We start from the raw sequence: 24,949 nt of genomic DNA, 5'->3' as shown, positions 1-24,949 counted from the left end.
NGTCGTCGCACTCGACGAGGTTCACGCTGCGGCCGTTCACGCCGCCCGCCGCGTTGAGCGCCTTGAAGTAGGCCCGCGCCCCGTACAGCGAGGCGGAGAACGTGTCCGGACCGAAACCGCTGCTCAGACCGGCGATCGTACCGATCTTGATCTCGGTGGGCGTGACCCCGACGTCGGAGGCGGTGTTGTTCGAGGCGCCGGCCTGCGTGCTGGCGGCCGTGGTCGGCTCGGTGTTGTTCACACGGCTGCCGCAGGCGACGAGCGCCAGCGACGACAGCACGACGGCGGCGACGAGCGATTTCGCTCGCATGGACATGCTCTCCCCTGGTAGATCGGTGANGCTCGAACGGTACGGCCGGATCGACGCCCTCGATACGTCAGGCTGACGACAGCCAACCAGCCGCCGCTGACCACGTACCGTTACATCAACCAGCGTTGCGCACAAACATGCGGCGCCACCAGCTTCGACGCACCGCAGGCGCGCTCGCGCGCTCCACCGGTGCCTCCTCCGCGGCCGGGGAGCTCTCCCCGCCCACGCCCTTACCGCCCTCCCCGTCACCCGTTCCCGCGCCCTCTGCCACCACGACGACGCTGTCGGTGGCCGGTTCCGCGGAAGGGAGAACGCCGGTCCCCGTCCGGTCGCCGCCCCCGCTGGTGGCCGGAGCCGCCGCGAGGACCGCCTCCGTCCCGGAGGGCTCGGCTACCGTACCGCCCGCCAGCTCCACCGCTGGCGTGGCATCGTTCGAGGCCTTCGCCGACGCCGGCGGGATCGTGCTCCCCAGCCGAGCCATCGCCTCGTCAAGGGCGGCCAGGACCTCCCCGAGCGTGGCCACCGGGTCCTCTGCCGCGCTGGGGGCCGAGGGCGCCCCGGCCCCGGTCGCGGCTGCGGCTGCGGCTGCGGTGGCCGGCACCTCCTGCGCAATCTGTACAGACGGCTGCGCTGGCACGGCGACCGGCTCCACCTCCCGAGCCGCAACCACCTCCCCAGCCGCAACCGGCTCCACCGCCGCAGGAACCGGCTCGGCGACCACAACCGGCTCGGCGGCCACCTCCACGACCGGGGCCGGCTCCCCCACCGCCACCGGCTCGGACACAACGACCGGCTCGGACACAACGACCGACTCAGACTCGACAGCCGGCTCGGGCTCGACAGCCGGCTCGGACTCAGTCGCCGACTCGGACACGACGGCCGGCTCGGACTCAGCGGCCGGCCCGGACTCAACGACCGGCCCGGACTCAACGACCGGCCCGGACTCGTCAGTCGGCGGGATCTCCGCGGGCGGCAGCGGGGCGGCCTCGGCGAGCGGCTCGGTCGCCGGCACCGGCTCGACGGCCGACTCCGCGACGCCGAGCAGCTCGACCTCCGCCGCCGGCGCAGCGCCGGTCTCGGCCGTGGACCGCTCCGAAAACGGTTCCACCGAGCTGGCCGGTTCCACCGAGCTGACCGGCACCACGGTGACCGGGGGGTTCACGGCAGGCGGATCGGCCTCAGCCGGAACCGCCGGGACGGAGCCGGCGGGGACGGAGCCGCCCGGGATCTCGGGGGTCACGGCGGCCGGCTGCGGCAGCCGATTGAGGATGAGGCCGCCGGAGCCCTGCGCGCGGCGCACCTGTCCGGTCTGGGCGAGTCGCCGGCAGACCTGGTTCACCGTGCCCCGGTTCGCCCCGATCGCCGCCGCCAGCCTGCCGTCGTCCAATCCTTCGGGAACCTTGGCGAGCTGGTCGAGTATCCGCTCAGCAACAGTAGCCACAAAGCGGGACGCTATACGCTAACTGCCTCCCGGTGGCAAGCGGGGTCGCCCCACGCGGTAATCGTGTCCATGCTGCTGCCGTTTGCATCCGCGCTGTCGGTCGTACCCGCCCGCAGCCCCGCACGGCAGATCCCCACCCGGGCGGATCTGCACGGGACACGGCGATCCGGCCCCGGCCGTGCCGGACCACCGTCGCCCACCGACGCCGCGGCGCCCGCGGAGACCGGTGTAGCCGGCGTCGTCCCAACGGACGAGAACGCCGCCCTCAATGACTTGCCAACTACAGATCGCTGTATTCCGCCGGAGAGTCGCCGCGTGACCAGGACCCGGATCCACTCCGCCGGACCGCCCGACCGCCGTGGCCGTCCGGCCCGTCGAGCAGGGATGGATGGACGTCCTCCCCCGCCTGACGGCGGGGACCCAACTCCTCCGCACCCACCGGAAGGCGGGCGCGTCGTGTTGAGGTTCGCGATTCGCCGGCTCGACTGGTGCCGGGCCTCCCCGCGCAGTCAGCACGCGTCCCGCGGCAATGTTCCTGGCCGCGTCGCTGTCCAGGCCGGGGCATCCATGCCGAAACCATGGTGACCGGACAAGCCGCCGGGAACCGCGACAGACGCTGGAGTCGGCATTCAACCGCGCCGGAAAAGTTTCGGATTCCTGCGAAAAATGTCCAGGTCAGCACCACCAGAAGAGGCCTTGGACCCAGCCCGCGGAAAATCCCTCCGAACGGCAGGAAGAGGAGCAGGCCATCGCGGACGACCGCTTGCTCCGTCCGCAGGGCACAACCAAGCCGCTTCCCCGCGATTGTCCGGCCGACCGCAGAGAAAAGAGGATCTTGACCCCGACGGTTTCCAGCCGAGGCCGCCGACGGTCCGGCCCGACCTCGATCGAGTCAATCGGCACGGACCCCGGCCGGCTGCGGGTCGGTGCGGTCGCCCGCGGCGCGCGCCGACCGACAAGGCACGGCGCAATGTGGGCTTAGCGCCGCCGGGCCAGGGAAGGTGCATCATCAAGGCGTGCCGGGAACGGCCCGGGACGCACCGATGTAGACAGCGACCGGACCCGTCCCGCCGACGATCCGTCCAGGTGCACGCCGCCGGACGACCGCCGCTCACCGGGGACCGGTTGGGGAGGCCGACGTGACGCAACCAGCCTCGGATTCCGACTCGTGGAACCGCGAGGACTCGCCCCTGGAACCCGCCGAGACGTTCGACAGCGACGACCTCGGCTCGACGGACGCCGGCAGAGACCCGCTCGACGACAGCTGGGAGGCTCCGGACCGGCCGAGCGCGAGTGTCCGATACCCGCACACGCCGCGGGAGGAACGCGCGGGCTCGTCCTTCGCGGAGCAGCTCGCGGCCGAGCAGCCGGACACCGACCCCTATCTGGAGGCCGAGCGCCGGGAGTCGGGCCGGATCCTGCGGGCTGACGTCAACGGCGAGGATGCCACCGCCTTCGAGGACACCGCCTTCGAGGACTCGGCCTTCGAGCGGGACGAGTACGCGGCGACCAGGAATTCCGCGGCCGAGGAGAACGCCCTGCACCTGGAGTGACCGCCCGCGACGCCGGCCCGACCAGCGGCGGTCGGGCACCGCCCTGAGGCCGGGCGCCGACCGCGGGGTCGGGCGCCGGTGTGACCGCCGGCCGGCGCGGACCGATCCTCGCTCCGGCTACGCTGATCGAGTGACGGCCGCGATCCCGCATCCGGACCATCCGCCGCCCGCCCCGGTCATGACGGCCAGTCCGTCGGCGGCGCCACGGGTCTGGTCCCCACGGATCTGGTCGCCACGGGCCCGCCTCGGCGGGTTCGGTGCGGTGGGGGCGATCGCGGCTGCCGCCGCCGTGCGGGTCTACCTCGTCGACCCGGCGCAGCCCGGCCATTATCCCACCTGCCCATTCCGCTGGGCGACGTCGCTGGACTGCCCCGGGTGCGGCACACTGCGCGGACTGCACCAGCTCCTGCACGGGCACCCAGGCGCAGCCGCCGACTACAACCTCTTCTTCGTCGTCGCCGCGCCGATGCTGGTCCTCGGCTGGGCGGTGGCGGTGGCGCGGGCCGCCGGCTGGCGGCGCCCGCTGCCCCGCGTCCCGGCCCGGCTGCTGCCGATCATCCCCGTGCTGGTCATCGCCTTCTGGGTGCTGCGCAATCTGCCGGTGCCCGGCTGCACGTGGCTGGCGTCCTAGGCAACGCGGCACCGGGCGAGTGGTGCGGTCAGCGCCGGCCCAGCAGGTAGCAGGCGATGGCGGCGGTGGCGGCGACGTTGAGCGAGTCGACGCCGTGCGCCATCGGGATGCGGACCCGCGCGGTCGCCGCCGTCTGGGTTGGTTCGGACAGGCCGGCCCCCTCGGTGCCGAGCAGGAGCGCGACGCGCGCCGGTGCCCCAGTGGCCGGGCCCGCCGGATCCGCTGTCGACCCGAGGACGGCCGGCCTGCCGTCAGCCGGAGCGAGCCCGACCGGAGCGGCGTCGGCCGGAGGCGAGTCGGCCGGAGTGGGCCTGACCGGAGCGGAGTCGATCGGAGCGCCGGCGTCGAGCCGGGCGGCGAACGCGCCGAGATCGGCGGCGTCGGCGGCCGGGGTCAGCGCCAGCAGGGTGAAACCGGCGTCGCGGAGCAAGCCCAGCGCGCCCGGCCACGGGTCGAGCCGGGCGTAGGGCACGGCGAACACCTCGCCCATCGAGACCCGCACGGAGCGGCGGTAGAGCGGATCGGCGCAGCGGGGGCTGAGCAGCACCGCGTCCATCCCGAGCCCGGCGGCCGAGCGGAAGATCGCCCCCAGGTTGGTGTGGCTCACGATGTCCTCGCAGACGAGGACCCGCCTCGCGGCGGCGAGCACGTCCGCCGGGGCCAGCGGTGGGCGCCGGCACATCGACGCGAGCGCGCCGCGGTGCACCTCGAAGCCGGTGATGGCGGCGAGGACGTCGGCCCCGGCCACGTAGACGGGGACCTCCGCCGGCAGGTCCGCCGGCACCGCGCCCAGCCGGGCCGGGGAGACCAGGACCGAACGGGGCCGGTAGCCGGCCCGCAGCGCCCGGGTGATGACCCGCTCGCCCTCGGCGATGAACAGCCCGTCGGCCGGCTCCCGCCGCCGCCGCAGGGCGACATCGGTGAGCGCGACGTAGTCGTCGACACGCGGATCCGCAGGATCGTCGATCGCCACGACCGGCGCCGAGACCTGCGCCGGAACCTGGGCCGCGGCGGATCCGGGCGGGTCAGCGGGCACGCCGGAACCTCCGGACGCGGCCGGTGTCACCCGGGCGTAATGAGCGGGACGCAGAATCGGCGGCCATGACCGAGCCGCACTCCGCGCCCGCACTGGCACCGGCAGCCACTTCGGCGCCGGCAGCCACGCCGGGTCCCGCCGTCTCCCGTCCCATCACCGCTCCTGTTTCCGCCGATCTGCTCGTCGTCGGCGCCGAGCTGGTCGCGACCGTGGACGCCGACCGCCGGGAGATCCGCGGCGGGTGGGTCGCGGTGACCGACGGACTGGTCAGCGCGATCGGCGGCCCGGCCGACCCGCCGCCGCCGGCCCGGCGCACCCTACGGGCCGACGGCGCACTCGTCACGCCCGGCCTGGTGAACACACACCATCACATCTACCAGAACCTCACCCGCGCCTTCGCTCCGGCCCTGGGCGGCACCCTGTTCACCTGGTTGTCGACGCTGTACCCGCTGTGGTCACGGCTGGACGAGGAGGCGGTGCACGTCTCGGCCTACGTCGGGCTCACGGAGCTGGCGCTCGGCGGCTGCACCACGACCACCGACCATCTCTACGTGCATCCGCGCGGCGGCGGGGACCTGATCTCGGCGGAGATCGCCGCGGCGACGGCCCTGGGGCTGCGGTTCCACCCGACCCGCGGGTCGATGTCGCTGTCGGCGAAGGACGGGGGCCTGCCGCCCGACTCGGTGGTCCAGGATGACGACGAGATCCTCGCCGAGTCGGCCCGGCTGGTCGCCCGCCACCACGACCCGTCGTGGGGCGCGATGGTGCGCGTGGCGCTCGCGCCCTGCTCGCCGTTCTCGGTCAGCCCGGCGCTCATGCGCGCCACCGCCGAGCTCGCCGAGCAGCTCGACGTGCGCCTGCACACCCATCTCGCCGAGGATCCCGAGGAGGACGAGTACTGCCTGGCGGTGTTCGGCCGCCGGCCCATCGACCAGTTCGCCGAGGTCGGCTGGGCCGGGGACCGGGCGTGGGTGGCGCACTGCATCTGCCCGAATCCCGAGGAGGTCGCCCGGCTGGGCGCCTGGGGCACCGGGGTGGCNCACTGCCCGAGCAGCAACATGATCCTCGGCGGCGGACTCGCGCCGATCGCCGAGCTACGGGCGGCCGGTGTCCCGGTGGGTCTCGGCTGCGACGGTTCGTCGTCGGCGGACTCGGCGTCGCTGTGGCTGGAGGCCCNCACGGCGATGCTGCTGGGCCGGCTGCGGCACGGCTCCGCGTCGATGTCGGCCCGCGACGCGCTGGAGATCGCCACCCGTGGCGGCGCGGGCTGCCTCGGCCGCGCCGGCGAAATCGGCGAGCTGTCCGTCGGGGCGGTCGGCGACCTGGTCGTCTGGCCCCTGGACGGGGTCGCCTTCGCCGGGGCGCTGTCCGACCCGATCGACGCCTGGCTGCGCTGCGGGCCGACCGCCGCCCGGCACACCGTCGTCGCCGGCCGGCTCGTCGTCGAGGACGGCCGGCCGGTGCACCCCGACCTGCCCGCGATGCTCGACCGGCACCGCACGCTCGCCGCCGGCATCCAACGCGCCTTCGACGACGCCGGTACTGCATATCCAGTCCAGAGGGAAAGATCGGGCGCGGAAGCCTCCGGATAAGCGGGGACGTGCTCAGGCCGGCGCCGGAGTACTCAGGCCGGCGCCGGAGAAGTGGCGGCGGTGGCCACGGCGAGGCGCTGCGCCGTGTAGAGCGGCTCGCCGAGCCGGTGGTAGAGCGACAGCTCGGTGTCGAGCCAGGCCAGGTGCCGCTCCTCGTCGGCGAGGACGGTCTCGATCAGGATGCGGGTGGTCGCGTCGTGCTCGGCGGCGGCGACCTCCGCAGCCTGGTTCAGGCCGGGACGGGCGCCGCGCTGGGCCGCCAGGTCGTTCTCCAGCACCTCCCGCAGCGACGTCCCGATGGCCGGCTTGGCCACCACGAAGTCCGGCCGGCCGCCGAGGTCGAGCAGCCGGTTGAGCACCGCGGCGATGGTGACCGGCTCGTCGGCGATCCGCTGAGCCATGCCCGCGGCCAGGCCGTGCAGGCCCCAGGACTCGACCAGGACGAGATGGGTGCGGTGCTGGGCGTAGCCCGCCCAGTAGCTGCCGAGCAGCTCGTTGAGCAGCTCGGTCACCGGAGTGGTCTGCGTTTCGGCCATACGTCCGTCCCTCCCACGGGTCCGGCGGGCCCCACCGGCACCAGATCGGAACGGCGCCGCCGGACCTCCCGCCCAGATCCTCGACTGTCCAGGGCATGAATATATGTCACCAGACTAGGCACATAAAACAGCCCGGAGGGAGCGGTCAGGTCGGGGCGGCGCCGGCGGGGCGGGCAAGGCCGACGTCGCGGGCGGCGAGGAGGTCGACGAAGCCGCGCGCGCCGTCGAGAGGAACACCCGCCCGGCCGCGGTGGGGCGCACTGACCCCGGTTGGCCGCCCCCAAGGGGACATTTGGTACAACGCAATGGGGCAGTTCGGACCGGGTTACCGTGTTGGCCCCCCGGGTCCGACGAGCTGAGCGATGATGGTTCGGGCGCGGGAAGCCGGACGTCCCCCACCGAGACCGCCGCCGCCGGCGCCGCGCATCGACCCCCCCGATCGGTGCGCCCAGCGCCGGCGGCGGCTTCATTCCCGGCCGCCCCCGCGTCCCCCGGAGACTGGGGGGCATGCCGACGCTGCCGCCCGATGTCGTCGCCCGACTGACCGCCGCCCTCGACCCCGTCGACGCGGACCTCGCCGCCCGCCATCCGGGCGGCACCCGCGCCCGCCAGCCCGTCCACACCTGCTACCTGCCGGCCGATCAGATGGTTCCCGACGTCGTGCCGGCCTGGGGCGCCCGCGCCCGCGCCCTGCTCGCGGCGTACGGCGCCGACCCGGCGACGCTCGCCGCGGCGACCGGCGGCGACCCGCGGCCGCAGGTCGCCGCGGCCGTCCACGCTCACACCCGGCGCGTGCTCGCCGCCGAGCCGATCCAGGACCTGCGGGTCGACCTGGAGGACGGCTACGGCCTGCGGCCGGACGACGCCGAGGACGCCGACGCCGTGCGCGCGGCCACGGCGCTGCGCGCCGCATCCGCGGCCGGGGTCCTACCCGCCCGCTACGGGCTGCGGCCCAAGTCGCTCGACCCGCTGGTCCGCGACCGCGGGCTGCGCAGCCTCGACCTGTTCCTCACCGCGCTCGTCGGCGACGACTCCCCGCCACCCGGCCTCGTGCTGACCCTGCCCAAGGTCAGCGACCCGCGACAGCTTCGGGTCTTCGCCGACGTCCTCGGCGAGCTGGAGCGGCGGCTCGGGCTCGACCCGGTCGGCCTCGAGGTGCAGGTCGAGACGCCGGCTGCGGTGCTCGCCCTGCCCGAGCTGGTGCGCACCGGCCTCGGCCTGGGCCCCGGCCGCCTCGTCGGGCTGCACGTCGGCACCTACGACTACTCGGCGGCGCTCGGGATCACGGCCGCCCACCAGGCCAGCGACCATCCGGCGGTGGAGTTCGCCACGACGATGATGCAGCTCGCGGCGGCCGGCACCGGCCTCGACGTCGCAGACGGCTCGTCGAACCTGCTGCCCGTCGACGGCGACGAGCGGCCGGGTGCCTCCGGCGACGATGTGCGCCGCGCCTGGCACCGGCACGCCGAGCTGGTCCGCCGCGCCTGGCACCGTGGCCTCTACCAGGGCTGGGACCTGCATCCCGGGCAGTTGGTGAGCCGGCACGCGGCGGTTGCCGGCTGCCTGCTGGCCGGGCTCGGCGGGGCGCTTTCCCGGCTGGCCGACTACGCCGCCGCCCGGCAGTCCGGCGCGGTCGCCGACGAACCGGCGACCGGGCGGGCCCTGGCCGGGCACATCCTGCGGGCGCTGGACGCGGGCCTGCTGGACGACCCGCGCCTCGCCGCCGCGGGCCTCGACCGNACGACGGTCATCCGCCTGGGCGGACGGCAACAACCCAACGCAGCCAGCAGCAGCAGCAGCCCGTAATCGCCCGATAAACAAAACGGCAGGCGTACTCCACATTAATATTAGGTGAACTACGACGAACATCATTCGCTATCCCGTTCTGGATGTTCCCGACGAGTCGACATCAGCCCGGTTCAGGTCTACAACAGACACCGTGAACGACGGCATCCTGGTCCTGGTGGTCATGACCGCGCTGGCCTTCGACTTCACAAACGGGTTCCATGACACCGCCAACGCGATGGCAACCTCGATCGCAACACGGGCACTGCCCCCGAAGACCGCCGTCACCCTGTCCGGGGTGCTGAATCTCGTCGGCGCCTTCCTGTCGCTCAGCGTGGCCGCGACGATCGCGAGTGGCCTGGTCAACACCCATCTCGTGACGCTGACGGTGGTATTCGCCGGCCTGGTGGGCGGCATTACCTGGAATTTGCTGACCTGGTTCTTCGGAATTCCCTCCAGTTCATCTCACGCGCTCATCGGGGGGGTCATCGGGGCGACCATGGCCGCCGCCGGCACGAACGGCGTCAAATGGCACGGCGTCGTGTCGAAGGTAATCATTCCGGCCGCCCTCTCCCCGCTGATCGCCGCCCTCATCGCGACCGTGGGCACTTACCTGATCTACCGGCTCAGCCGCGGTGTCCCGGACCGGACGCGCAGCCACGGATTCCGGATCGGCCAGATCGGTTCGGCGTCGCTCGTCTCGCTCGCGCACGGCACGAACGACGCGCAGAAGACGATGGGCGTCATCACCCTGGCTCTCATCGCCAACGGCACGGTGGACGCCGGGTCCGAGGCCCCGTTCTGGGTGATCACGAGCTGCGCGATCGCGATCAGTCTGGGTACCTACCTCGGTGGNTGGCGGGTGATCCGGACCCTCGGCAAGGGGTTGGTCGAGATCGACTCCCCGCAGGGCATGGCCGCGGAGTCGTCCTCGGCCGCGACGATCCTGCTCTCCAGCCACTTCGGGTACTCGCTGTCGACGACGCACGTGGCGACGGGCTCGATTCTCGGCACCGGCCTGGGCCGCAAGGGCGCCGAGGTGCGCTGGAGCGTCGCCGGCCGGATGGCGACCGCCTGGCTGCTGACCCTGCCGGCCGCCGGGCTCGTCGGCGCCGGGTGCTACGGGATCGCCCAGGNCATCGGCGGCACCCCCGGCGTGGTGATCGTCTTCGTGCTGCTGGTGATCGGGTCCGCTCTGCTGTACCTGCGAGCCCGCCGCAGGCCGGTCAGCCACCACAACGTCAACGACGAGTGGGACGGCGCCACGGCCCCCGCGAACGCCAAGGAGCCGGCCGCGGCCTGAGGCGTGCGTACGGCGCCCCGGACGGGACGGCTGCTCGGCCGTCGGACGGATCCTGGGTGACGACCGATGGACGTGACGAAGGGAGAGGCGGGCATGGATTCCTGGATCGACCTGGACGCCCTGTGGAAGATCGTCGTCATCGGCCTGCTCGCCGGGGCCGGGCTGCCCGCGCTGTTCGCGGTCGGGCTGCGCGCGGTGAGCCTGCCGGGTCGCGCCGGCGACGCGCCCGCCGCCGGCGAGGCCGACGACGACCGCATCATCGGGACGAACCCGCTGGGCATCGCCGCCGGAGCGCTGTGCTTCGCCCTGGTGCTGGCCGCGATCGGCTGGGGTATCTACTCCGTCGTCGCAGGAACGTGAGGGAGCCGCCAGGAACGTGAGGGAGCCGCCAGGAACGTGAGGGAGCCGCCAGGAACGTGAGGGAGCCGCCAGGAACGTGAGGGAGCCGCCAGGAACGTGAGGGAGCCGCCAGGAACGTGAGGGAGATCGACGCGATGGAGAAGGAAAGGTGAGCGGCGTGGCGTTGCCTCCGCTGCTGGCATCGGTCATCCAGTGGCTGCGGGCCGGGTATCCCGACGGTGTCCCGGAGCGGGACTATCTGCCGTTGTTCGCGCTGCTGCGACGCAAGCTGACCGGGGACGAGGTGGCCGCGGTCGTCGACGCGCTGGCCGCAAGTGGTGACTCCGCGTCGGCCCTGGCGATCCGCACGGCGATCGCCGACGTCACCCACGACACCCCGCTGGAGGGCGACATCGCCCGGGTCAGCGCCCGGCTGGCGGCCGGCGGATGGCCGCTGGCCTCCCCGTCCTGCCCGCAGCCCGCCACCGAGACCTGACGATCGGCGGCCCCACCCAGGCGGCCCGGGGCCACCACGGGCGGGCGGGGCGCACCGCGTCAGCTTCCGCGATAGGTCGAGTAGCCGAACGGCGCCAGCAGAAGCGGGACGTGGTGGTGATCCGCCGGGTCCGCGACGTGGAACACGATGCTCACCTCGGGGAAGAACGCCGAGCGGCCGCTGGTGTCGAAGACGAGCCGCCAGACTCCGGGCGNGGTCAGCGGCAGGCCGCCGATCCGCCCGTCGGCATCGGTGACCGCCTCGGTGACCACGGTCCAGCCGGTACCGGTCTGGGCGCTATTCGAGCGAGATGCGCCCCGTTCGAGCCGAACCGGCATCCCCGCGGCGGGCCGCCCCTGCGCCGTGTCCAGGACGTGTGTGGACAGCCCCATCGCGCCTCCCGTGCAGTCCCCTGGCCCGTTGCGACCAGCCCCCGTCCCGATCGTCCCCCGCCCCGGCCCTGATCGGCGTCCCTCGTCGCTACCAGCGGACTACGCGCCGGTGATCAGGTGCCGGATCCGCAGGGCGGTGATCTCCGCCTGCTGGCCGGCGGCGATGCGCAGCTCCTCATCGGGCTCGTGGGCCATCCGTTCCTGGAGCAGGGCGAGCATCTCCTCGGCGCCGCGTCCCGCCGCCCGGACCAGGAAGATGTAGCCGAAGCGCTCCTCGTAGGCGGCGTTACCGGTGGCGAACGCCGCCTTGATCTCCTCGGAGGCCTCGTCCATCGCCGCCTGCTCCCGCCGGGGGGCGTCCAGGGACACCACTGACGCGCGCGCCGTCGTCGGCGGCGCGGGGATGCCGGTCGGGCGCTCTCCGATCCGGGGATGCGCGGTGAACGCCTCGAACCACGCCGACTCCGGCAACCGCCACCATTCCTGCTCGGCGGCGGGCAGCAGGGCGGCGAGGACGCCGAACGGACGGCGGGCCACCACCGCCTCGGCCCAGTCCTCGGACTCGCAGCAGGCCAGCAGCTCCTCGCGGGCGGCGTCCGGGGAGAGTGCGTCGAACCAGCGCATGGCCAGCGCCTCGCGCCCAGTGGCCGTCGGCACGCCGGTCAGCCGCAGCCGGGCCAGGCCGCCGTCGGGGATCGCGTCGACGCGGACGTGNGTGGCCTGAATGGGCACCTCCAGATCGAACAGGTGCCGGGTGTTGGGCTGTACCCGCGTGCGCGGCAGCAGTGGAACCCACTCGGTGATGGCGCTGATGTCATCGGGGTCGAGCAGGTCCGGGAGGTCCGCCGCCCACAGCTCGACGGCCCGGGGGGCGTTGCCGCGGAAGTGGCGGGTGTCGACCTCGGCCCGCACGATCAGGCCCTGTGTCGTCAGGCGAACCGCCGCCCAGTCGTGCCCGGTGCCGCGGCGCCGCCGGGTCTCCCAGCCCTCCCCCATCGCCCGGGCGTCGCCGGAGGCGTTGAGATTGTGCCGGTCGCCGTAGTGCATGTCGCTGGCGGCCACCACGACCCCGCCCAGGTAGGCGGCGGCAAGGTCGGAGGTGACCCGGTCGAGCAGGCGCGGATCTGGCACGACCGTGCCATGCACGCGCAGCCGGGCGACTCCCCCGTCCGGATGGATGGTCAGCCGAAGATGGGTGATGCGGAGCCGGCCTGCCTCCGCCACGGGCAGCACGTTGACCGCGTCGGCGGCGATCGGCGTGTGCGGGACCAGCTCCACCCAGTCGACGGCGTCGTCGGCGACCTCCGCGGCGGACGGGTAGCCGGCGACCGTCGCCCCGTGGATCTCGACGGCCTCCGGCGCGTTGCCGGTGAAGTGGGTGGTGTCGACGGTGATCGCGTGGGCGATCCCGGGCGCACCGAGACGGACGATGGCCCAGTCGGCCCCCGGCAGGTCGCGGCGGCGGCGGGTCTCCCAGCCATCGGTCCACTGGCCCCGTTCGGTGAACACGCCAGGGCGCACGATGGGCGGCTCGGGCAGCAACATCCGCTCCGCGAACGCGAAGAACTCGTCGTTGACGGCCACGACCGTGCCGCCGGAACGGGCTGCCGCCAGGTCGACGAGGTTGGTCAGGTCGGGCTCGTCACTCATCGGATCCTTCTCTCGGGTCGAGCGGTGTCACCTGCGGCGACCGGCCGCTGCGCGGCTGGTCGGGCGGCCGCCGGGTCGCCACCGGCGTCGGTGGCGGCGAACCCTGCGGGCAGGCTGGGTCAGCACGTTTGCGGGAGGCAAAGGGTACGTCCCGTCGACGCCTGCGGCTGGTCCGAGTCGGCGTCGCACGGCCGGACGTGGGGGCCCATCCGCGCCAGCCGGCGACGCGGCCCACGGCGGCGGGAGGGGTCCCGGCCCGATCGGCGGAGGTGGCCACCTCACCGTGCCAGCAGGCGTCCCCGCGGCGGGCGGTCACCGTCCGCACGCACCCCCCGCAGATAGGTTGCCCGGACGACTCCGTCGAGGCTGCGTCCAGCGTAGGGGGTGAGCGGGTGGCGATGCCGCAGCATGGACGGCTCAACCAGGAACGACGCCTCCGGGTCGNAGACGACGAGGTCGGCGTCCGCACCGATGGCGAGCCGACCCTTGCCGCGCAGCCCGGCGAGGTCCGCGGGGCCCGCGCACATCCAACCGACCACGTCGGCGAGGGTGTGCCCGCGGGCGCGGGCCTGGGTCCACACCGCGGGTAGCCCGATCTGCACGGACGCGATACCGCCCCAGGCGGCCGCGAAGTCGCCGCTGTCGATGTGCTTGACCTCCGGAGTCGACGGCGAGTGGTCGCTGACGATCCCGGTAAGCAACCCCGCCGGCATCGCGTCCCACAACCGGTCCAGGTTCGTCCTGCCACGGATGGGCGGGGCGCACTTGAACACCGTGGCCCCTTCGGGGACCTCCTCCGCGGTGAACGTCAGGTAGTGCGGGCAGGTCTCGGCGGTCAGCGGCAGCCCCTCCTCACGGGCGGCGAAAATCTCGTCGAGCGCCTCGACGGCGGACAGGTGCAGCACGTGCAGCCGCGCACCCGTCGCGGCGGACAGCGCCGCAAGCCCCGCCACCGCCTGCGTCTCCGCCGCCGCGGGCCGGGAGGCCAGCCAGCTCGCGAAGGCCCGCCCGGCCACCGGCGGTGCTGCCGCGAGGACGGCGGGCGACTCTGCGTGCACGACGGTGAGGGCGCCCATCCGGGCGGTGTGCCGGGCGGCGGCGGCCAGCACCTCCATCGAGACGTGCGGGAACTCCTCGACCCCCGACGGAGCCAGGAACGCCTTGAAACCGAAGACACCGGCGTCGTGCAGGGCGGCCAGATCGGCGAGATTACGGGTGTCGGCGCCGATGATGCCGCCCCAGAACCCGACGTCGACGGCGATCTGACCTTCGGCCACCGCCCGCTTGGTCGCGAGCGCCGCGAGGGAGGTCGTCGGCGGAATCGCGTTCAACGGCATGTCGATGATCGTGGTGACGCCGCCCGCCGCCGCGGCGCGGGTCGCGGTCGCGAAACCCTCCCACTCCGTCCGACCCGGCTCGTTGACGTGCACGTGGCTGTCGACCACACCGGGTAGCAACGCCAGGTCGCCGAGGTCGGTGACCAGGGCGTCCGCCGGCACCTCGGTGGGCTCGGTGATCGCGGTGATCCGACCGTCGGCGAGGTGCACCGCCGCCGGCCGCTCGCCGTCGGGCAGGGCCACCCGACGGGACCGCAGCACCTGCGGCCGCTCCGGCAGGCGTGCCGGCGTGTCCGGGAGGTACGCACTCATGCCGTCGAAGCACCTCCAGCCGGGTCGACGCCGGCGCGGGTCGGGACGTCGACGCCAGCCGGAACGTCGGAGCCGGTCGGGAGGTCGGAGCCGGTCGGGAGGTCGGGGCGGGTCGGGAGGTCGACGAGGTCCTGCGGGCGCACCGGGACCCGCCGCAGGTCCCGCCCGACCGCCGCCCGGATGGCGGCGACGATCGCGGGGGTGGCGGTGCAGGTCGGCGCCTCGCCGACGCCCTTGACCCCGTAGGGCGCGTCGGGCTGCGGCTCGGTGACGGCGACGAAGTCCAGGTCGGGGACGTCCGCGATGGTCGGCAGCAGGTAGTCATGGAAGGTCGGGTTGACCACCACCCCGTCGACGGTGATCAGCTCCTCCATCAGCGCGAGACCCAGCCCCTGGGCGGTGCCCCCCTCGACCTGTCCGCGCAGGGACAGGGGGTTGAGCACGGTGCCGCAGTCCTGGGCCAGCGCCATCGACACCACCCGGACCAGGCCGAGATCGATGTCCACGTCGACGACCGCGCGGTGGGCCGCGCCGGCGAACGCCACGTGCGGATCGCCCTGACCCTCGGCGTCCAGCGCGGTCGTCCGCCGGTGGTGGAACGTGTAGTCGGCCTCGATCGGACCTTCGGCCAGGGCGTCGGCGATGCCGATGCGCAGCCCGGCCTCCACGCCGACGATGTGTCCGGCGGCGATCCGCAGGGTGCGCCGGGGGGCCTCGACGACCTCGGCCGGCAGGTCGGCGGCCCGCGCGACCCGGGCAAGCAGCCGGTCGGCGACCGCGACGCAGGCACCGCGCACGGCGCCGCCGCTCATCCAGGTCTGGCGGGAGGCGCTGGTGGAGCCGGCGCTGCCGACCGCGGTGTCCGCGGGGGCGAGGACGACCTGTTCGACCCCGAGCTCGGTGCGGGCGATCTGGCCGGCGATGGTGACGAAACCCTGGCCGACCTCGGCGCAGGCGCTGTGCACACGGACGCGCGGCGTGCCGTCGTCGGTCAGGTCCAGCCGGACGCGGGCGGCCGAGGAGTCGTCCATGCCCTCCGAGAAGAGGAGGTTCTTGTAGGCAAGGGCGTAGCCGACGCCGCGGCGCACCCGGCCCGGCTCCGCCGCGGCGGGCAGCCCGCCGGGCAGGGCGAGGCCGGTGACGTCCGCGGTTGGCGGCGGGGGCAGCGGGCGGGCGGCGACGAGCTGGATGAGCTCACGCGCCGGCAGCGGGGCGCCGAGTACCTGCCCCGTCGGCAGGACATCCCCCGGTCGGACGGCGTTGCGGATCCGCAGCTCGACGGGGTCCATGCCGAGCGCGTCCGCCAACCGGTCCATCTGGGCCTCGTGGCCGATGGTCACCTGCGGCACGCCGAAACCCCGCATGGCCCCGCAGGGCGGGTTGTTGGTCCGCACGGCCACCCCGCGCAGCCGCGTGTGGGGAACCCGGTAGGGGCCGGCGGCGTGGGTGACCGCGTTCGCGAGCACCGCGGGGGAGGACGACGCGTAGGCACCGCCGTCCAGGACGACGTTGGCCTGGACGCTGACCAGTTCGCCGTCGGCGGTCGCGGTGTGCCGGAACCACATCCGGGCGGGATGGCGGTGCGGATGGCCGAGGAAGGACTCGACGCGGTCGTAGGCGATCCGCACCGGCGCACCCGTCGCCCGGGCCAGCAGCGCGCCGTGGATCTGGAGGGTGACGTCCTCGCGCCCCCCGAACGCACCCCCCACGCCCGCCAGGGTGAGGCGGACGAGGTTCTCCGGGATGCCCAGGCAGGCGGCGAGCTGCTCGCGGTCCGAGTGCAGCCACTGGGTCGCGACGAGCAGGTCCACTCCACCGTCGGCCGCCGGGCTGACCAGGGCCGCCTCCGGTGCCAGGAACGCCTGGTCCTGCATGCCGACCACGTAACGGTCCTCGACGACGACGGGACCGTCGACCCCGGGCTCGCCGTGCCGGATGTCGATCTCGCGAAACAGGTTGCCGGCGGGGTGCAGGGATTCCGCATCCGCGGCCAGCACCCGCTCCGGGTCGGTCGAGGGAGGCAGCGGCTCGTAGTCCACCTCGATCGCGGCGAGCGCGCGGCGGGCGGTCGCGACGTCGACCGCGGCCACGGCGGCGACCGGCTCCCCGGCGTAGCGCACCTCCGCGGCGGCGAAGACCGGCTGGTCGGCGACGATCAGCCCGTAGGTGGCCACGCCCGGCACGTCGGCGGCCGTGACCACGGCGGCCACCCCGGGCAGGCGGCGGGCCGCCGCGGCGTCGATTCGCCCGAGGCGGGCCCGTGGATGCGGCGAGCGCAGCGTGCGCGCGTGCAGCATCCCCGGCACCCGCAGGTCCCCGGCGTACCGGAAGACTCCGCTCGCCTTGTCTGGTCCATCCGGGCGACGCACCGACCGCCCGATCCCACCGCTCACGGCCTCACCACCCATCCGGACCCCCGTCCGAGTGACGCTGGGTCTCCCCGTGACGCTGGGTCTCCCCAGATGAGTGAGCATCCCCCGAACGGAGGGCGCCGCGCTCAGCCTGGACCGCCCGCACGGCGGCGAGGATGCGGCCATAGCCGGTGCACCGGCAGATGTTGCCGGCCAGCGCCTCGCGGATCTCCTCCTCGTCGGCGTCCGGATGGCGGGTGAGCAGATCCGTCACCGCGACCACGAAGCCCGGGGTGCAGAAGCCACACTGCACCGCCCCCTCGGCGAGGAACATCGCCCGGACCGCCCGGGCCAGCCCCGCACCGCCCAACCCGGCGACGGTGACCACCCGGGTGCCGTCGGCGTCCGCGGCGAGCACCGTGCAGGACGCCGCGAGCCGGCCGTCCAGCAGCACCGAGCAGGCCCCGCACCGGCCCTGCTCGCATGCGTCCTTCACCGCCGTCACCCCAAGGGTGTCCCGCAACACGGTGAGCAGCGAATCCCCGATCGAGGCGCCGTTCACCGTGCGCAGGAAGCCGTCGACGTTCAGCCGGTAGCTCTCGCCGCCGTCCGCCCCGGCCGCCCCGCCGGCCCTGTCCGCACCCTCCGCCCCGGCGTCGAGGCCGTCCGCGGGCACCGCGGTCACGGCTGCCCGCCGGCGGCAAAGTCCCCGACAGGGCCGCTGGCCGGGGGCGCGGTCACGTGGAGGCAGCGGGCGAACGCCCGGCCGGCGAGCACCCCCGCCGCGTGCCAGCGGTACTCCGCGGAGCCCCGCGGGCCCGCGGGCAGCGCGGGAGTGATCCGGGTGGCCGCCTCGACGACCAGGTCGCCGAAGCGTCGGGCCGCCGCTGAGGACACCGTCCCGGTCGACCAGTCGACCTCGTCGCGGGCGTACCGCTCGGCCGCCTCCATCCGGGCCGGCAGCAGGCCCACTCCCCCGACCNCACACGTCAGCCGGTGGCGCACCCGGTCCACCAGGACCGCGCACGAGACGACCGCGGGGTACGCGGCCTGCCGCTCACCGATCTTGAGGTAGACCTGCGGACCGCCCGGGCGGGCCAGCCGCACCGCCGTGACGAGTGCGTCCGGGGCCAGCCCCTCGGCAAGGAAGCGTGGCAACGGCAGCCGGTCCGATCCTCGGGGCGAGGTGGTGAGCACCTCGGCGTCGGCGGCGGTCAGGAAGGTCAGCAGGTCGCCGGCGGGTCGCGCCGACCCCAGCGCACCGCCGACCGTGCCGGTGTTGCGGATCTGGACGGAGCCGACCACCCGGGCGGCCCGGGCCAGGCCGGGCGAGAGCGACCAGCCCGCCAGGTCCGTGTAGGTCACTCCCGCGCCGATGGTCAGGCTGTCCGCCCCGGCACCGCGGACCCGCAGTTCGAGCACCCGGCGCAGCGCGACGACCACCTCCGCGGCACGCTCCCCGGACCGCAGCGCGGGAACCAGATCGGTGCCACCGCCCAGCAGCGCCACCGCGGCACCGGAGTCGTGCGCGGCGGCGAGCATCTCCACCGCCTCACCGACCGTGCGGGGCCGGAACATCGCGGACGTCGTCCCGCCGGCCGTCACAGGGACCACGCCCACCGGGACCGCTGCTGGCGGGAGCACGGCCGCCAGGACCGTGTGCGCCGGGCCATGAACCGCACCCGCCCGATCGGACCCGCGGCGGAACATCCGGGTGGGTTCGACCGGCGGGACCGGCCGACGAGCCGAGGGGCAGCGGGGCAGGCGGACGAACGGTGCATGGCAACCGACCCTAGAGGCGGAAAGTTACGATGATGTTCGACCACGCAGACACTCCGTGAGGCCGCCCGATCGGGCCGAGGCCGTTGCACCCCGCACCACCGGGGCAGTCGCCGCATCCGACCGACCCGAACCATTACCAACCGCCCAGTAGACCGTCACCAATTGTTACATGNGCGACGTCAAGTCGAAAGACAGCGCCGTTTCACTCCGGAAATGGGACCTTTGTCCCCTCTGTGTCCAGAACGCGCGGTTCTCCGTCATTCCTGGCGTGTCATAGCGGGACCGATGAGTACCGCGACGGCATGGCCCGCNGGGACCATGCACCACACGGAGTCGCCCCGTTCCGGCGCCGGGATCACGTCGCCACCGGAATGCGGGTGCGCGCGCCGGGGCGAGCAGTTCCATCCGGATGAGGGTCCGACCGGGAGGATGGCCCCCTGGGGAGGATGGTCCGCCCGGGGGACGGGCCCGGCCAGATCGCGGGGTCCGAACACCGCACCGGGCCGGCGAGCCAATCGCCGCCGGCGGCACGCGACCGAGCGAGGTGGGCATGTCACGTCGTCTGACGAACACCAACGCCGCATTGCGCCACGGTTGGCATCCGGTGGCACGGTCCGGTGAGGTCGCCGACGAACCGGTGGCGGTGCGGCTGCTGGGCGAGCCGTGGGTCCTCGCCCGTCTGGATGATGGCCTGGCGGCGTTCGCCGATCGGTGCCCGCACCGGCTTGCACCGCTGTCGGCCGGCCGGGTGGATGCGCACGAGCTCGTCTGCGGCTATNACGGCTGGCGTTTCGTCGTCTCCGGCGAGTGCACCGCGGTTCCCGCCCTGGGCCCCGGGGTGCCCGCCCCCAGACGGGCCAGGGCCGCCCCACCGTGGGGCGTGGTGGAGCGGCACGGCCTGATCTGGATCGCGCCGGAGGAACCGTTCGCCGACCTGATCGAGGTCCCCGAGNCGGACGAGGCGGGTTTCGACTCGGTCTGGCTCGAGCCGTCGCGGTCCTCCGCCTGCGCCGGCCTGCTCGCCGACAACTTCCTGGACACGGCGCACTTCCCGTTCGTGCACGCCGGCACGATCGGCGCCGGCGAGGACACCGTGGTCGCGCCCTACCGGGTGACGCAGGACGACGACGGATTCGTCGTGCAGATGGAACAGCGGGTCGCCAACCCGGAGGACCCCAAGGTCGCCACCGGCGAGCATCCGCTCGTGCAGCGCCGCTGGTCGACCTACGTGTACCGGCCGCCGTTCATGCTGCGCCTGCGCCTGGACTACCCGGATGCCGGGATGATCAACACGATCCAGTTCTGCCTTCAGCCGGAGGACGAGGGATCCACCCGGATCTACACCAGGCTGCTGCGCGACGACCTGGGCGGGGACGCCGCGCGGATGGCCGAGGCCGCCCGCTTCGAGCAGGCGGTGCTCGACGAGGACCTCGCGCTGCAGGAACGGTTCGACCTCGACGGCCTGCCCCTGATCGGCGACCCGCCGCGGGGCGACCCGCTGAGAGGCGATGATGCCGACCCCGCCGAGGAGGTGAGCATCCGGGCCGACGCCGCGGGAGTCGCGCTGCGCCGCGTGCTGGCATCCCTCGTCGACCGGGCGACCCGGCTGCCGACGAGCGGCTCCGGGCAACCGTCCGACGGCCGGGACCGGCCGCGCACCACCGCCCGCCGCACCGAGTTCCGGCGAACGACGATCCGATAGGCGGGTAGGTCCAGCGTTCGGGGGNGTCCCGACCGCGGTGGGAACAGCGGATATCCGACACTCAGCGGGAGCGACATCGCAGGTCGACGACCTGCACCGCGACCTACGATGGGGATCGGATTCGGCCGGGAGGCGCAGAACTCATGACGGTGCGGGGTTGGGGGCGGCCGGTCGACGAGGCGAGGTGGACGGACCTCGACCCTCGCGAGTTCGAGCGGTTCCGTCGGCTGGTGGGCGCCGCGGGGTCGCGCGCCGACACCGGTCTCGCCGGGCTGCCGGACCGTGAGCTGGCCGCCGCCCTCGGTGTAGCCCGTCCGGACGGTGCGTCAGAGCCGAACGCGGAGTCGGGGGCAGGCGGCACGGGGCAGGGCGGCACGGGGCAGGGCGGCACGAGGCAGGGCGGCACGGGGCAGGGCCGGTCGGAGCCGGTCCTGCTGCCCGAGGCTCTGTTGTTGTTCGGCCGGCCGGAGGCGATCCGCTGGTTCCTGCCCTGGCACGAGGCGGCGATGCAGGTCATGCGGGCCGACACGGCCGTGGTGAACGACTTCTTCCACTGGCCGCTGTTCCGGCTCGCCGAGGAGCTGCTCGCCCGCTTCCGCGCCCGCAACACCGAACAGGTGATCCGATTCGAGCTCCTCCGGGTGCACGTTCCCGCCTTTTCGGAGGAGGCGTTCCGGGAGCTGGTTACCAACGCGCTGACCCATCGGGACTATGACGTTCCCGGCGCCGTCCACGTGCGGTGGGCCGACGACCGCATCGAGATCACGAATCCCGTGGCGCCGGCCGCCGGACCGCCGCCGGGGACCGCGCTCGCGGGGCCACCCCGCCCGCGCAACCCCCTGCTCGCCGACGCCTTCCGGCGGGCCGGGATCGCCCAGCGCACCGGGCACGGGATCGGCCGGGCCGTCGCCGACCAGCTCCGCCACGGTCTGGCAGCTCCCCGCTTCGGGCATCCGACCGAGCGGACGATCGTCGCCACCCTGCCCGCCACCCCTGCGGACCTGGCCTTCGCCCGGTACGTCGCGGCCCGCGAGCGGCTCGGCCGGCCGCTGGGTCGGGCCGACCTCCAGCTCGTCACCGCGCTGCGCCAGACCCACCGGCTGCGCACCGCGCAGGCGGCCGCCCTGCTGGGCGTGGACCGGTCGCAGGCACGCGCCCGGCTCATCAGCCTGCTCCACGCCGGCCTGGTCCAGGTGGGCGGTGACGGCGCGGGCCGTACCTGGCACCTGACCGACCAGGTGCACCGCGACCTGCGCGAGTGCGCCGCGCACGTGCGAGCCCAGACCGGCATCGACCATCCGGCAACACCCGCAACACCCGCGCCGCCCGCATCGCCCGCATCGCCCGGATGGGCCATCCCCGGTGGGGGGCCCGCCCTGCCCCACCGGCCGCGGGCGGCCGACGGGGGCTGACGCGCCCCACCCGTCCGGCGGCCGATCCAGGGGGAGGATCGATCGGGATCGGTGCCGGTAACCAGGCGACCAAGGGGCAGGGCCGTCAGGGACGGGTGTAGAGCAGCCGGCCGAGGGTCGCCAGGGTCCGCAGCGGAAACGGCAGCCGGCAGCCGAGATCGGCCGCGGCGGTGTCGACGGCGGCCAGCTCGCCGAGCACCGCCTCCCACGGGGCGTCGCTCATCAGGCCCAGCAACGGCAGCGGGCAGGCCGCCCGCACCCAGCCCTGGTCCACGACGACGAACCCGCCACCCATGCCCTCGACCGCCCGGGCGGNGGTCAGCATGTCGTCGTCGCGGGCGCCGACCACGACCACGTGGCCGGGCGCGTGCATCGTCGACACCCCGAGCGCGCCGCGGTTGAGCCCGCAGCCGCGGATCAGCCCGACGTCGATGGGGCCGCCGCCGCCGTCCCGCTCGAAGACCGCGACCTTGTGCAGGTCGCGGGTGGGATCGGCGACCGCGTACCCGTCGTGCACCGTCGGCTGCACCCGCACCGTGCGCACGCCGTGCCGGCGGGCCGTCGCCGGCTCGGGACCCGCACCGCCCAGGGGACTGCGTCCCGGACCGCCCGCGACCGGGTGGGCGGCCGGCTCGCGGGGCACGTCGATGCTCACCGCCGCGACGCTGACGTCCTGCCTGCCCGCCCGGCTCAGGCCGGGGCCGAGGAAGGATCCGGCATGCAGGTTCGCCGGCAGCCGGATCCGGCCGACGGCCCAGGCCGGCGCCACATCGTGGTTGTCGAACAGCGGGCGCCCGTGTTCGGCGGCGATCCGGCCGCCCGCCACCACCACGTCGGGGGGGGCGGTGCCGGCGAGCGTGGTCACCACCTGCAGGTCGGCCAGCCGGGCGGGGGCGATGGAGCCCAACGCCGAGTCCAGGCCGTGCGACCGGGCCGGGAGCAGGGTGGCGTGCCGGATGGCGTCGATCGGGCCCATGCCCTGGCCGACGGCGAGCCGCACGTCATGGTCGAGATGGCCGTGGGTGGCGAGTTCGGTGACCGTCCTGGTCCTGGTCGGGCCGGGGTAGTCCAACGCCCAGCGCAGTCCGGCGGGGTCCGCCACCGGACCCGCGCCCAGCGCGGACAGGCCGCTCACCCCGGCCCCCGGCGGCGCCGGGCTCACCTCGACGACCGAGGTGGTGGTCGGTGAGGTGGGCGGGATCACCGTGGGACCGGAGGCCGGTGCGACGGGCGGGACCGGCGCGGCGAGCGCCAGGTCGGCGGCGGGAGCGAGGCCACCGCNCGAACGGAGCAGTACCCGCAGTGGCGTCGCGGAGCCGGTGGCGAGCTCCGAGCCCTGGGCCCCGCCGAGCGCGAGCAGCGCCGCCGGGTCGGTCAGCAGCGTCACCGTCCCGCGCGGGATGAGCAGACGGGCCAGCTCGCCCGCGCTGAGCAGCGTCTCCTCGACCCGCAGCCCGGCGTCGACGTAGGCGGGGACGACGTAACGACCGGCGGCGTCGAGGGAGCGCCGACCGCTGAGCACCCCGGGCCTGGTCACGGCGGCGATGTACCGCCCGACGATGAGGATGTCGCGGTTGACCACCGTGCCGTCGTGCACGACGACGACCAGGCCGCCGCGCACGACCAGGTCGGCCTCCTCCTCGCCGTCGGCGACCCGGCGCAGGCGGGCCAGCTCGGCGGCCGAGGGGGACAACCGGCCCACGCCGGTCACCGGGAGGTGCCCGATCGGACCGGCCGGATCCGGCGGGGGTTCATGCCGGTCCAGGCGTGGGATCACCACGGGCGACTCCGTGCGGGCTGGCGCCCGCGGATATGTGGCCGAACCGGCGGAAACCGTCCGCGTCGGCCGGACCACCCGGCCGGGCGCCGCCATCAGCCGGGGTCCGAGGCTGGTGCATTCGACGTTCAAAGGCAGCCCTTCGTCCGCCGGCCGGCGCCGGCGGCGCATCTACATCCGAAGACGGCAGGCAGGGAAGGCGGCCGCCCGGGAACATCGCGTAATTCGCGCCGATTTTTGTTATATCGCAGGGGAATTGCCAGATACGCCGCGGGAGGGCAGGCCGGGGGGCGACGAGGGGCACGGCGGAGAACCGACCGCCCCAGGATGGCCCGTCCGGACGAGGCGGCGGGTGCGATCGACGACACCATTGCGGGCATCACAATCACCGCTACCTGCCCCGACCCGAGTTCGGCCCGTACCGCGCCAGGACGATCGCCTCGACGAAGCCGACGACGGCGTACAGCGCGATGCTCGCCACGGTGATCACTACCACCGAGGCCCACACCCCGCCGTAGTTGAACGTCTGCTGTGCACGCTGCATGTAGTAGCCGAGCCCTTCGCCGGTCGCCAGCCACTCGGCGAGCAGCGCACCGATGACCGCGCCCGGGACGGCGATCCGCGCGGAGACGAACAGCGCCGGTAGGGCGCTGGGCAGCGCGACCTTGCGCAGCACGGTCGCGGGACCGCCTCCATAGGCGAGGACCAGGTCGGCGGCGGCCGGCGGACCGGACCGCAGCCCGAAGACCAGGTTCACCAGCGACGGAAAGAACACGATGATCCCGGCGATGACCCCGACCGCGGTCAGGCCCCGACCGAAGATCAGGGTGAGCAGCGGAATCATCGCCACGAGCGGCACCGACCGCANCATCATCGCCACCGGCATCAGCGCCCGTTCCACCGAGCGGAACAGCACGAAGGTCACGGCGACGACGATCGCGGCCACGGTGCCCGCCGCGTACCCGACCCCGGCGTCGCCGAGGGTGTGCCACAGCCCGTNGAGGATCGCCCGGCGGCTCTCGGCGGCCTTGTCGGCCGTGAACAGGTACTTCCACACCGCCTGCGGATCCTTGGCGACCAGCGGGTTGAGATCGAACACGGCGATGAACGCGTACCAGAGACCCACGATCACGGCGGCCGACGCGACGACGGACAGCACGGTGCGCCCGACCCGCAGCAGGATCGCCGCGAGCAGCACGTGCGTGNCGCGAC

General features: G+C 74.1%; 18 protein-coding genes and 14 pseudogenes. 14 read left to right on the top strand and 18 right to left on the bottom strand.

What is annotated here, in order from left to right; all coding sequences use genetic code 11:
* Position 1: 1 nt before the first annotated feature.
* Both FF86_RS39035 and FF86_RS34095 read right to left on the bottom strand, forming a co-directional pair.
* A partial coding sequence (locus tag FF86_RS39035; RefSeq protein WP_242418073.1) for an ABC transporter substrate-binding protein occupies positions 2 to 310 on the bottom strand: 309 nt, incomplete at its 3' end.
* A gap of 115 nt (positions 311 to 425) precedes the next feature.
* Positions 426 to 1,751: a hypothetical protein gene (locus tag FF86_RS34095; RefSeq protein WP_044884388.1), complete on the bottom strand. Its 1,326-nt coding sequence runs from the start codon at positions 1,749 to 1,751 to the stop codon at positions 426 to 428.
* Between the two features lie 1,139 nt (positions 1,752 to 2,890).
* Between FF86_RS34095 and FF86_RS02870 the strand changes: the two genes are divergently transcribed.
* Positions 2,891 to 3,304, top strand: a complete 414-nt coding sequence (locus FF86_RS02870) for a hypothetical protein (RefSeq protein ID WP_044884389.1) — start codon at positions 2,891 to 2,893, stop codon at positions 3,302 to 3,304.
* Positions 3,305 to 3,434: 130 nt separating this feature from the next.
* Positions 3,435 to 3,935, top strand: coding sequence for a DUF2752 domain-containing protein (locus FF86_RS02865; RefSeq protein WP_242418072.1), 501 nt, complete (start codon positions 3,435 to 3,437; stop codon positions 3,933 to 3,935).
* A 28-nt stretch (positions 3,936 to 3,963) separates the two neighbouring features.
* Here FF86_RS02865 and FF86_RS02860 read toward each other — a convergent pair whose 3' ends face one another.
* Entirely contained in the window at positions 3,964 to 4,971 is a 1,008-nt protein-coding gene (locus FF86_RS02860; RefSeq protein WP_044884390.1) for an RNA methyltransferase, read from the bottom strand.
* Between the two features lie 65 nt (positions 4,972 to 5,036).
* On the opposite strand from FF86_RS02860, the pseudogene FF86_RS39030 reads away from it, so the two are divergent.
* The 3 genes and pseudogenes from FF86_RS39030 to FF86_RS39020 all read left to right on the top strand — a co-directional run.
* Positions 5,037 to 6,010: pseudogene (locus FF86_RS39030) on the top strand (amidohydrolase family protein); the annotation flags it as partial.
* Position 6,011: 1 nt separating this feature from the next.
* Positions 6,012 to 6,147 (top strand): annotated as a pseudogene (locus FF86_RS39025) (amidohydrolase family protein); the annotation flags it as partial.
* A 1-nt stretch (position 6,148) separates the two neighbouring features.
* On the top strand, positions 6,149 to 6,563 hold a 415-nt coding region (locus FF86_RS39020), incomplete at its 5' end, for an amidohydrolase family protein (RefSeq protein ID WP_242418071.1).
* Positions 6,564 to 6,595: 32 nt separating this feature from the next.
* On the opposite strand, the gene FF86_RS02850 is transcribed toward FF86_RS39020, so the two are convergent.
* Positions 6,596 to 7,099: a bacterioferritin gene (locus tag FF86_RS02850; protein WP_044884391.1), complete on the bottom strand. Its 504-nt coding sequence runs from the start codon at positions 7,097 to 7,099 to the stop codon at positions 6,596 to 6,598.
* Positions 7,100 to 7,606: 507 nt separating this feature from the next.
* Here FF86_RS02850 and FF86_RS02845 point away from each other — a divergent pair.
* The 5 genes and pseudogenes from FF86_RS02845 to FF86_RS02830 all read left to right on the top strand — a co-directional run.
* A pseudogene (locus tag FF86_RS02845) lies at positions 7,607 to 8,838 on the top strand (DUF6986 family protein); the annotation flags it as partial.
* 230 nt (positions 8,839 to 9,068) lie between these two features.
* A pseudogene (locus tag FF86_RS39015) lies at positions 9,069 to 9,739 on the top strand (anion permease); the annotation flags it as partial.
* A 1-nt stretch (position 9,740) separates the two neighbouring features.
* Positions 9,741 to 10,020, top strand: a pseudogene (locus FF86_RS39010) (anion permease); the annotation flags it as partial.
* Positions 10,021 to 10,253: 233 nt separating this feature from the next.
* On the top strand, positions 10,254 to 10,547 hold the full coding sequence (locus FF86_RS02835; protein WP_095211969.1) for a hypothetical protein: 294 nt from the start codon (positions 10,254 to 10,256) through the stop codon (positions 10,545 to 10,547).
* A gap of 157 nt (positions 10,548 to 10,704) precedes the next feature.
* Positions 10,705 to 11,022, top strand: a complete 318-nt coding sequence (locus FF86_RS02830) for a DUF3349 domain-containing protein (RefSeq protein WP_044884394.1) — start codon at positions 10,705 to 10,707, stop codon at positions 11,020 to 11,022.
* Positions 11,023 to 11,081: 59 nt separating this feature from the next.
* Here the strand turns inward: FF86_RS02830 and FF86_RS39005 are convergent.
* The 9 genes and pseudogenes from FF86_RS39005 to FF86_RS02800 all read right to left on the bottom strand — a co-directional run.
* A pseudogene (locus tag FF86_RS39005) lies at positions 11,082 to 11,236 on the bottom strand (hydroxyisourate hydrolase); the annotation flags it as partial.
* Between the two features lies 1 nt (position 11,237).
* On the bottom strand, positions 11,238 to 11,414 hold a 177-nt coding region (locus FF86_RS39000), incomplete at its 3' end, for a hydroxyisourate hydrolase (protein ID WP_242418108.1).
* Between the two features lie 99 nt (positions 11,415 to 11,513).
* Positions 11,514 to 12,128 (bottom strand): annotated as a pseudogene (gene uraD, locus FF86_RS38995) (2-oxo-4-hydroxy-4-carboxy-5-ureidoimidazoline decarboxylase); the annotation flags it as partial.
* A 1-nt stretch (position 12,129) separates the two neighbouring features.
* Positions 12,130 to 13,064: allantoicase (alc, locus tag FF86_RS38990; RefSeq protein WP_242418070.1), on the bottom strand; the 935-nt coding region annotated here is incomplete at its 3' end.
* Positions 13,065 to 13,342: 278 nt separating this feature from the next.
* Positions 13,343 to 13,508 (bottom strand): annotated as a pseudogene (locus FF86_RS38985) (allantoinase); the annotation flags it as partial.
* 1 nt (position 13,509) lies between these two features.
* The coding region (gene allB, locus FF86_RS02815) for an allantoinase AllB (RefSeq protein WP_242418069.1) at positions 13,510 to 14,713 on the bottom strand (1,204 nt) is incomplete at its 3' end.
* On the bottom strand, positions 14,710 to 17,121 hold the full coding sequence (gene pucD / locus FF86_RS02810) for a xanthine dehydrogenase subunit D (RefSeq protein ID WP_044884398.1): 2,412 nt from the start codon (positions 17,119 to 17,121) through the stop codon (positions 14,710 to 14,712). The genes allB and pucD, both read right to left, overlap by 4 nt.
* The gene (locus tag FF86_RS02805; protein ID WP_236705638.1) at positions 17,111 to 17,749 is read right to left on the bottom strand and encodes a (2Fe-2S)-binding protein; all 639 of its coding nucleotides are present in this window, start codon (positions 17,747 to 17,749) and stop codon (positions 17,111 to 17,113) included. The genes pucD and FF86_RS02805 overlap by 11 nt, the downstream gene beginning before the upstream one ends.
* A gap of 298 nt (positions 17,750 to 18,047) precedes the next feature.
* Positions 18,048 to 18,642 (bottom strand): xanthine dehydrogenase family protein subunit M (locus FF86_RS02800; RefSeq protein ID WP_242418107.1); only part of this gene is annotated, 595 nt, incomplete at its 3' end.
* A gap of 754 nt (positions 18,643 to 19,396) precedes the next feature.
* Between FF86_RS02800 and FF86_RS38975 the strand changes: the two are divergent.
* The 4 genes and pseudogenes from FF86_RS38975 to FF86_RS02790 all read left to right on the top strand — a co-directional run.
* Positions 19,397 to 19,624, top strand: a pseudogene (locus FF86_RS38975) (Rieske 2Fe-2S domain-containing protein); the annotation flags it as partial.
* Position 19,625: 1 nt separating this feature from the next.
* Positions 19,626 to 19,798: pseudogene (locus FF86_RS61765) on the top strand (aromatic ring-hydroxylating dioxygenase subunit alpha); the annotation flags it as partial.
* Between the two features lie 63 nt (positions 19,799 to 19,861).
* Complete coding sequence (locus FF86_RS38970; protein ID WP_255355689.1) at positions 19,862 to 20,548, top strand: hypothetical protein; 687 nt, start codon at positions 19,862 to 19,864, stop codon at positions 20,546 to 20,548.
* A 143-nt stretch (positions 20,549 to 20,691) separates the two neighbouring features.
* A complete protein-coding gene (locus FF86_RS02790; protein WP_044884400.1) occupies positions 20,692 to 21,960 on the top strand; it encodes an ATP-binding protein in 1,269 nt (422 codons plus the stop codon).
* Between the two features lie 85 nt (positions 21,961 to 22,045).
* Here FF86_RS02790 and FF86_RS38965 read toward each other — a convergent pair.
* The 5 genes and pseudogenes from FF86_RS38965 to FF86_RS38945 all read right to left on the bottom strand — a co-directional run.
* Positions 22,046 to 22,275, bottom strand: a pseudogene (locus FF86_RS38965) (adenine deaminase C-terminal domain-containing protein); the annotation flags it as partial.
* A gap of 1 nt (position 22,276) precedes the next feature.
* On the bottom strand, positions 22,277 to 22,936 hold a 660-nt coding region (locus FF86_RS38960; RefSeq protein ID WP_242418105.1), incomplete at its 3' end, for an adenine deaminase C-terminal domain-containing protein.
* A gap of 306 nt (positions 22,937 to 23,242) precedes the next feature.
* Positions 23,243 to 23,740 (bottom strand): annotated as a pseudogene (locus tag FF86_RS38955) (adenine deaminase); the annotation flags it as partial.
* Between the two features lie 388 nt (positions 23,741 to 24,128).
* Positions 24,129 to 24,604 (bottom strand): annotated as a pseudogene (locus FF86_RS38950) (ABC transporter permease); the annotation flags it as partial.
* Position 24,605: 1 nt separating this feature from the next.
* Positions 24,606 to 24,736 (bottom strand): annotated as a pseudogene (locus FF86_RS38945) (ABC transporter permease); the annotation flags it as partial.
* Positions 24,737 to 24,949 lie beyond the last annotated feature (213 nt).

The sequence above is a fragment of the Frankia sp. CpI1-P genome (genome assembly GCF_001421075.1).
Classification (GTDB): Bacteria; Actinomycetota; Actinomycetes; order Frankiales; family Frankiaceae; genus Frankia; species Frankia torreyi.
The sequence above is the reverse complement of the archived record's forward strand: the minus strand, read 5'-3'. Positions and strand labels throughout refer to the sequence as shown.

Excerpts from the sequence above, each read along its gene's own strand:
- FF86_RS02790 (WP_044884400.1), top strand. The coding sequence starts at position 20,692 with ATGACGGTGCGGGGTTGGGGGCGGCCGGTCGACGAGGCGAGGTGGACG.
- FF86_RS02835 (WP_095211969.1), top strand. The coding sequence starts at position 10,254 with ATGGACGTGACGAAGGGAGAGGCGGGCATGGATTCCTGGATCGACCTG.
- pucD (WP_044884398.1), bottom strand. The coding sequence starts at position 17,121 with ATGGGTGGTGAGGCCGTGAGCGGTGGGATCGGGCGGTCGGTGCGTCGC.
- FF86_RS02850 (WP_044884391.1), bottom strand. The coding sequence starts at position 7,099 with ATGGCCGAAACGCAGACCACTCCGGTGACCGAGCTGCTCAACGAGCTG.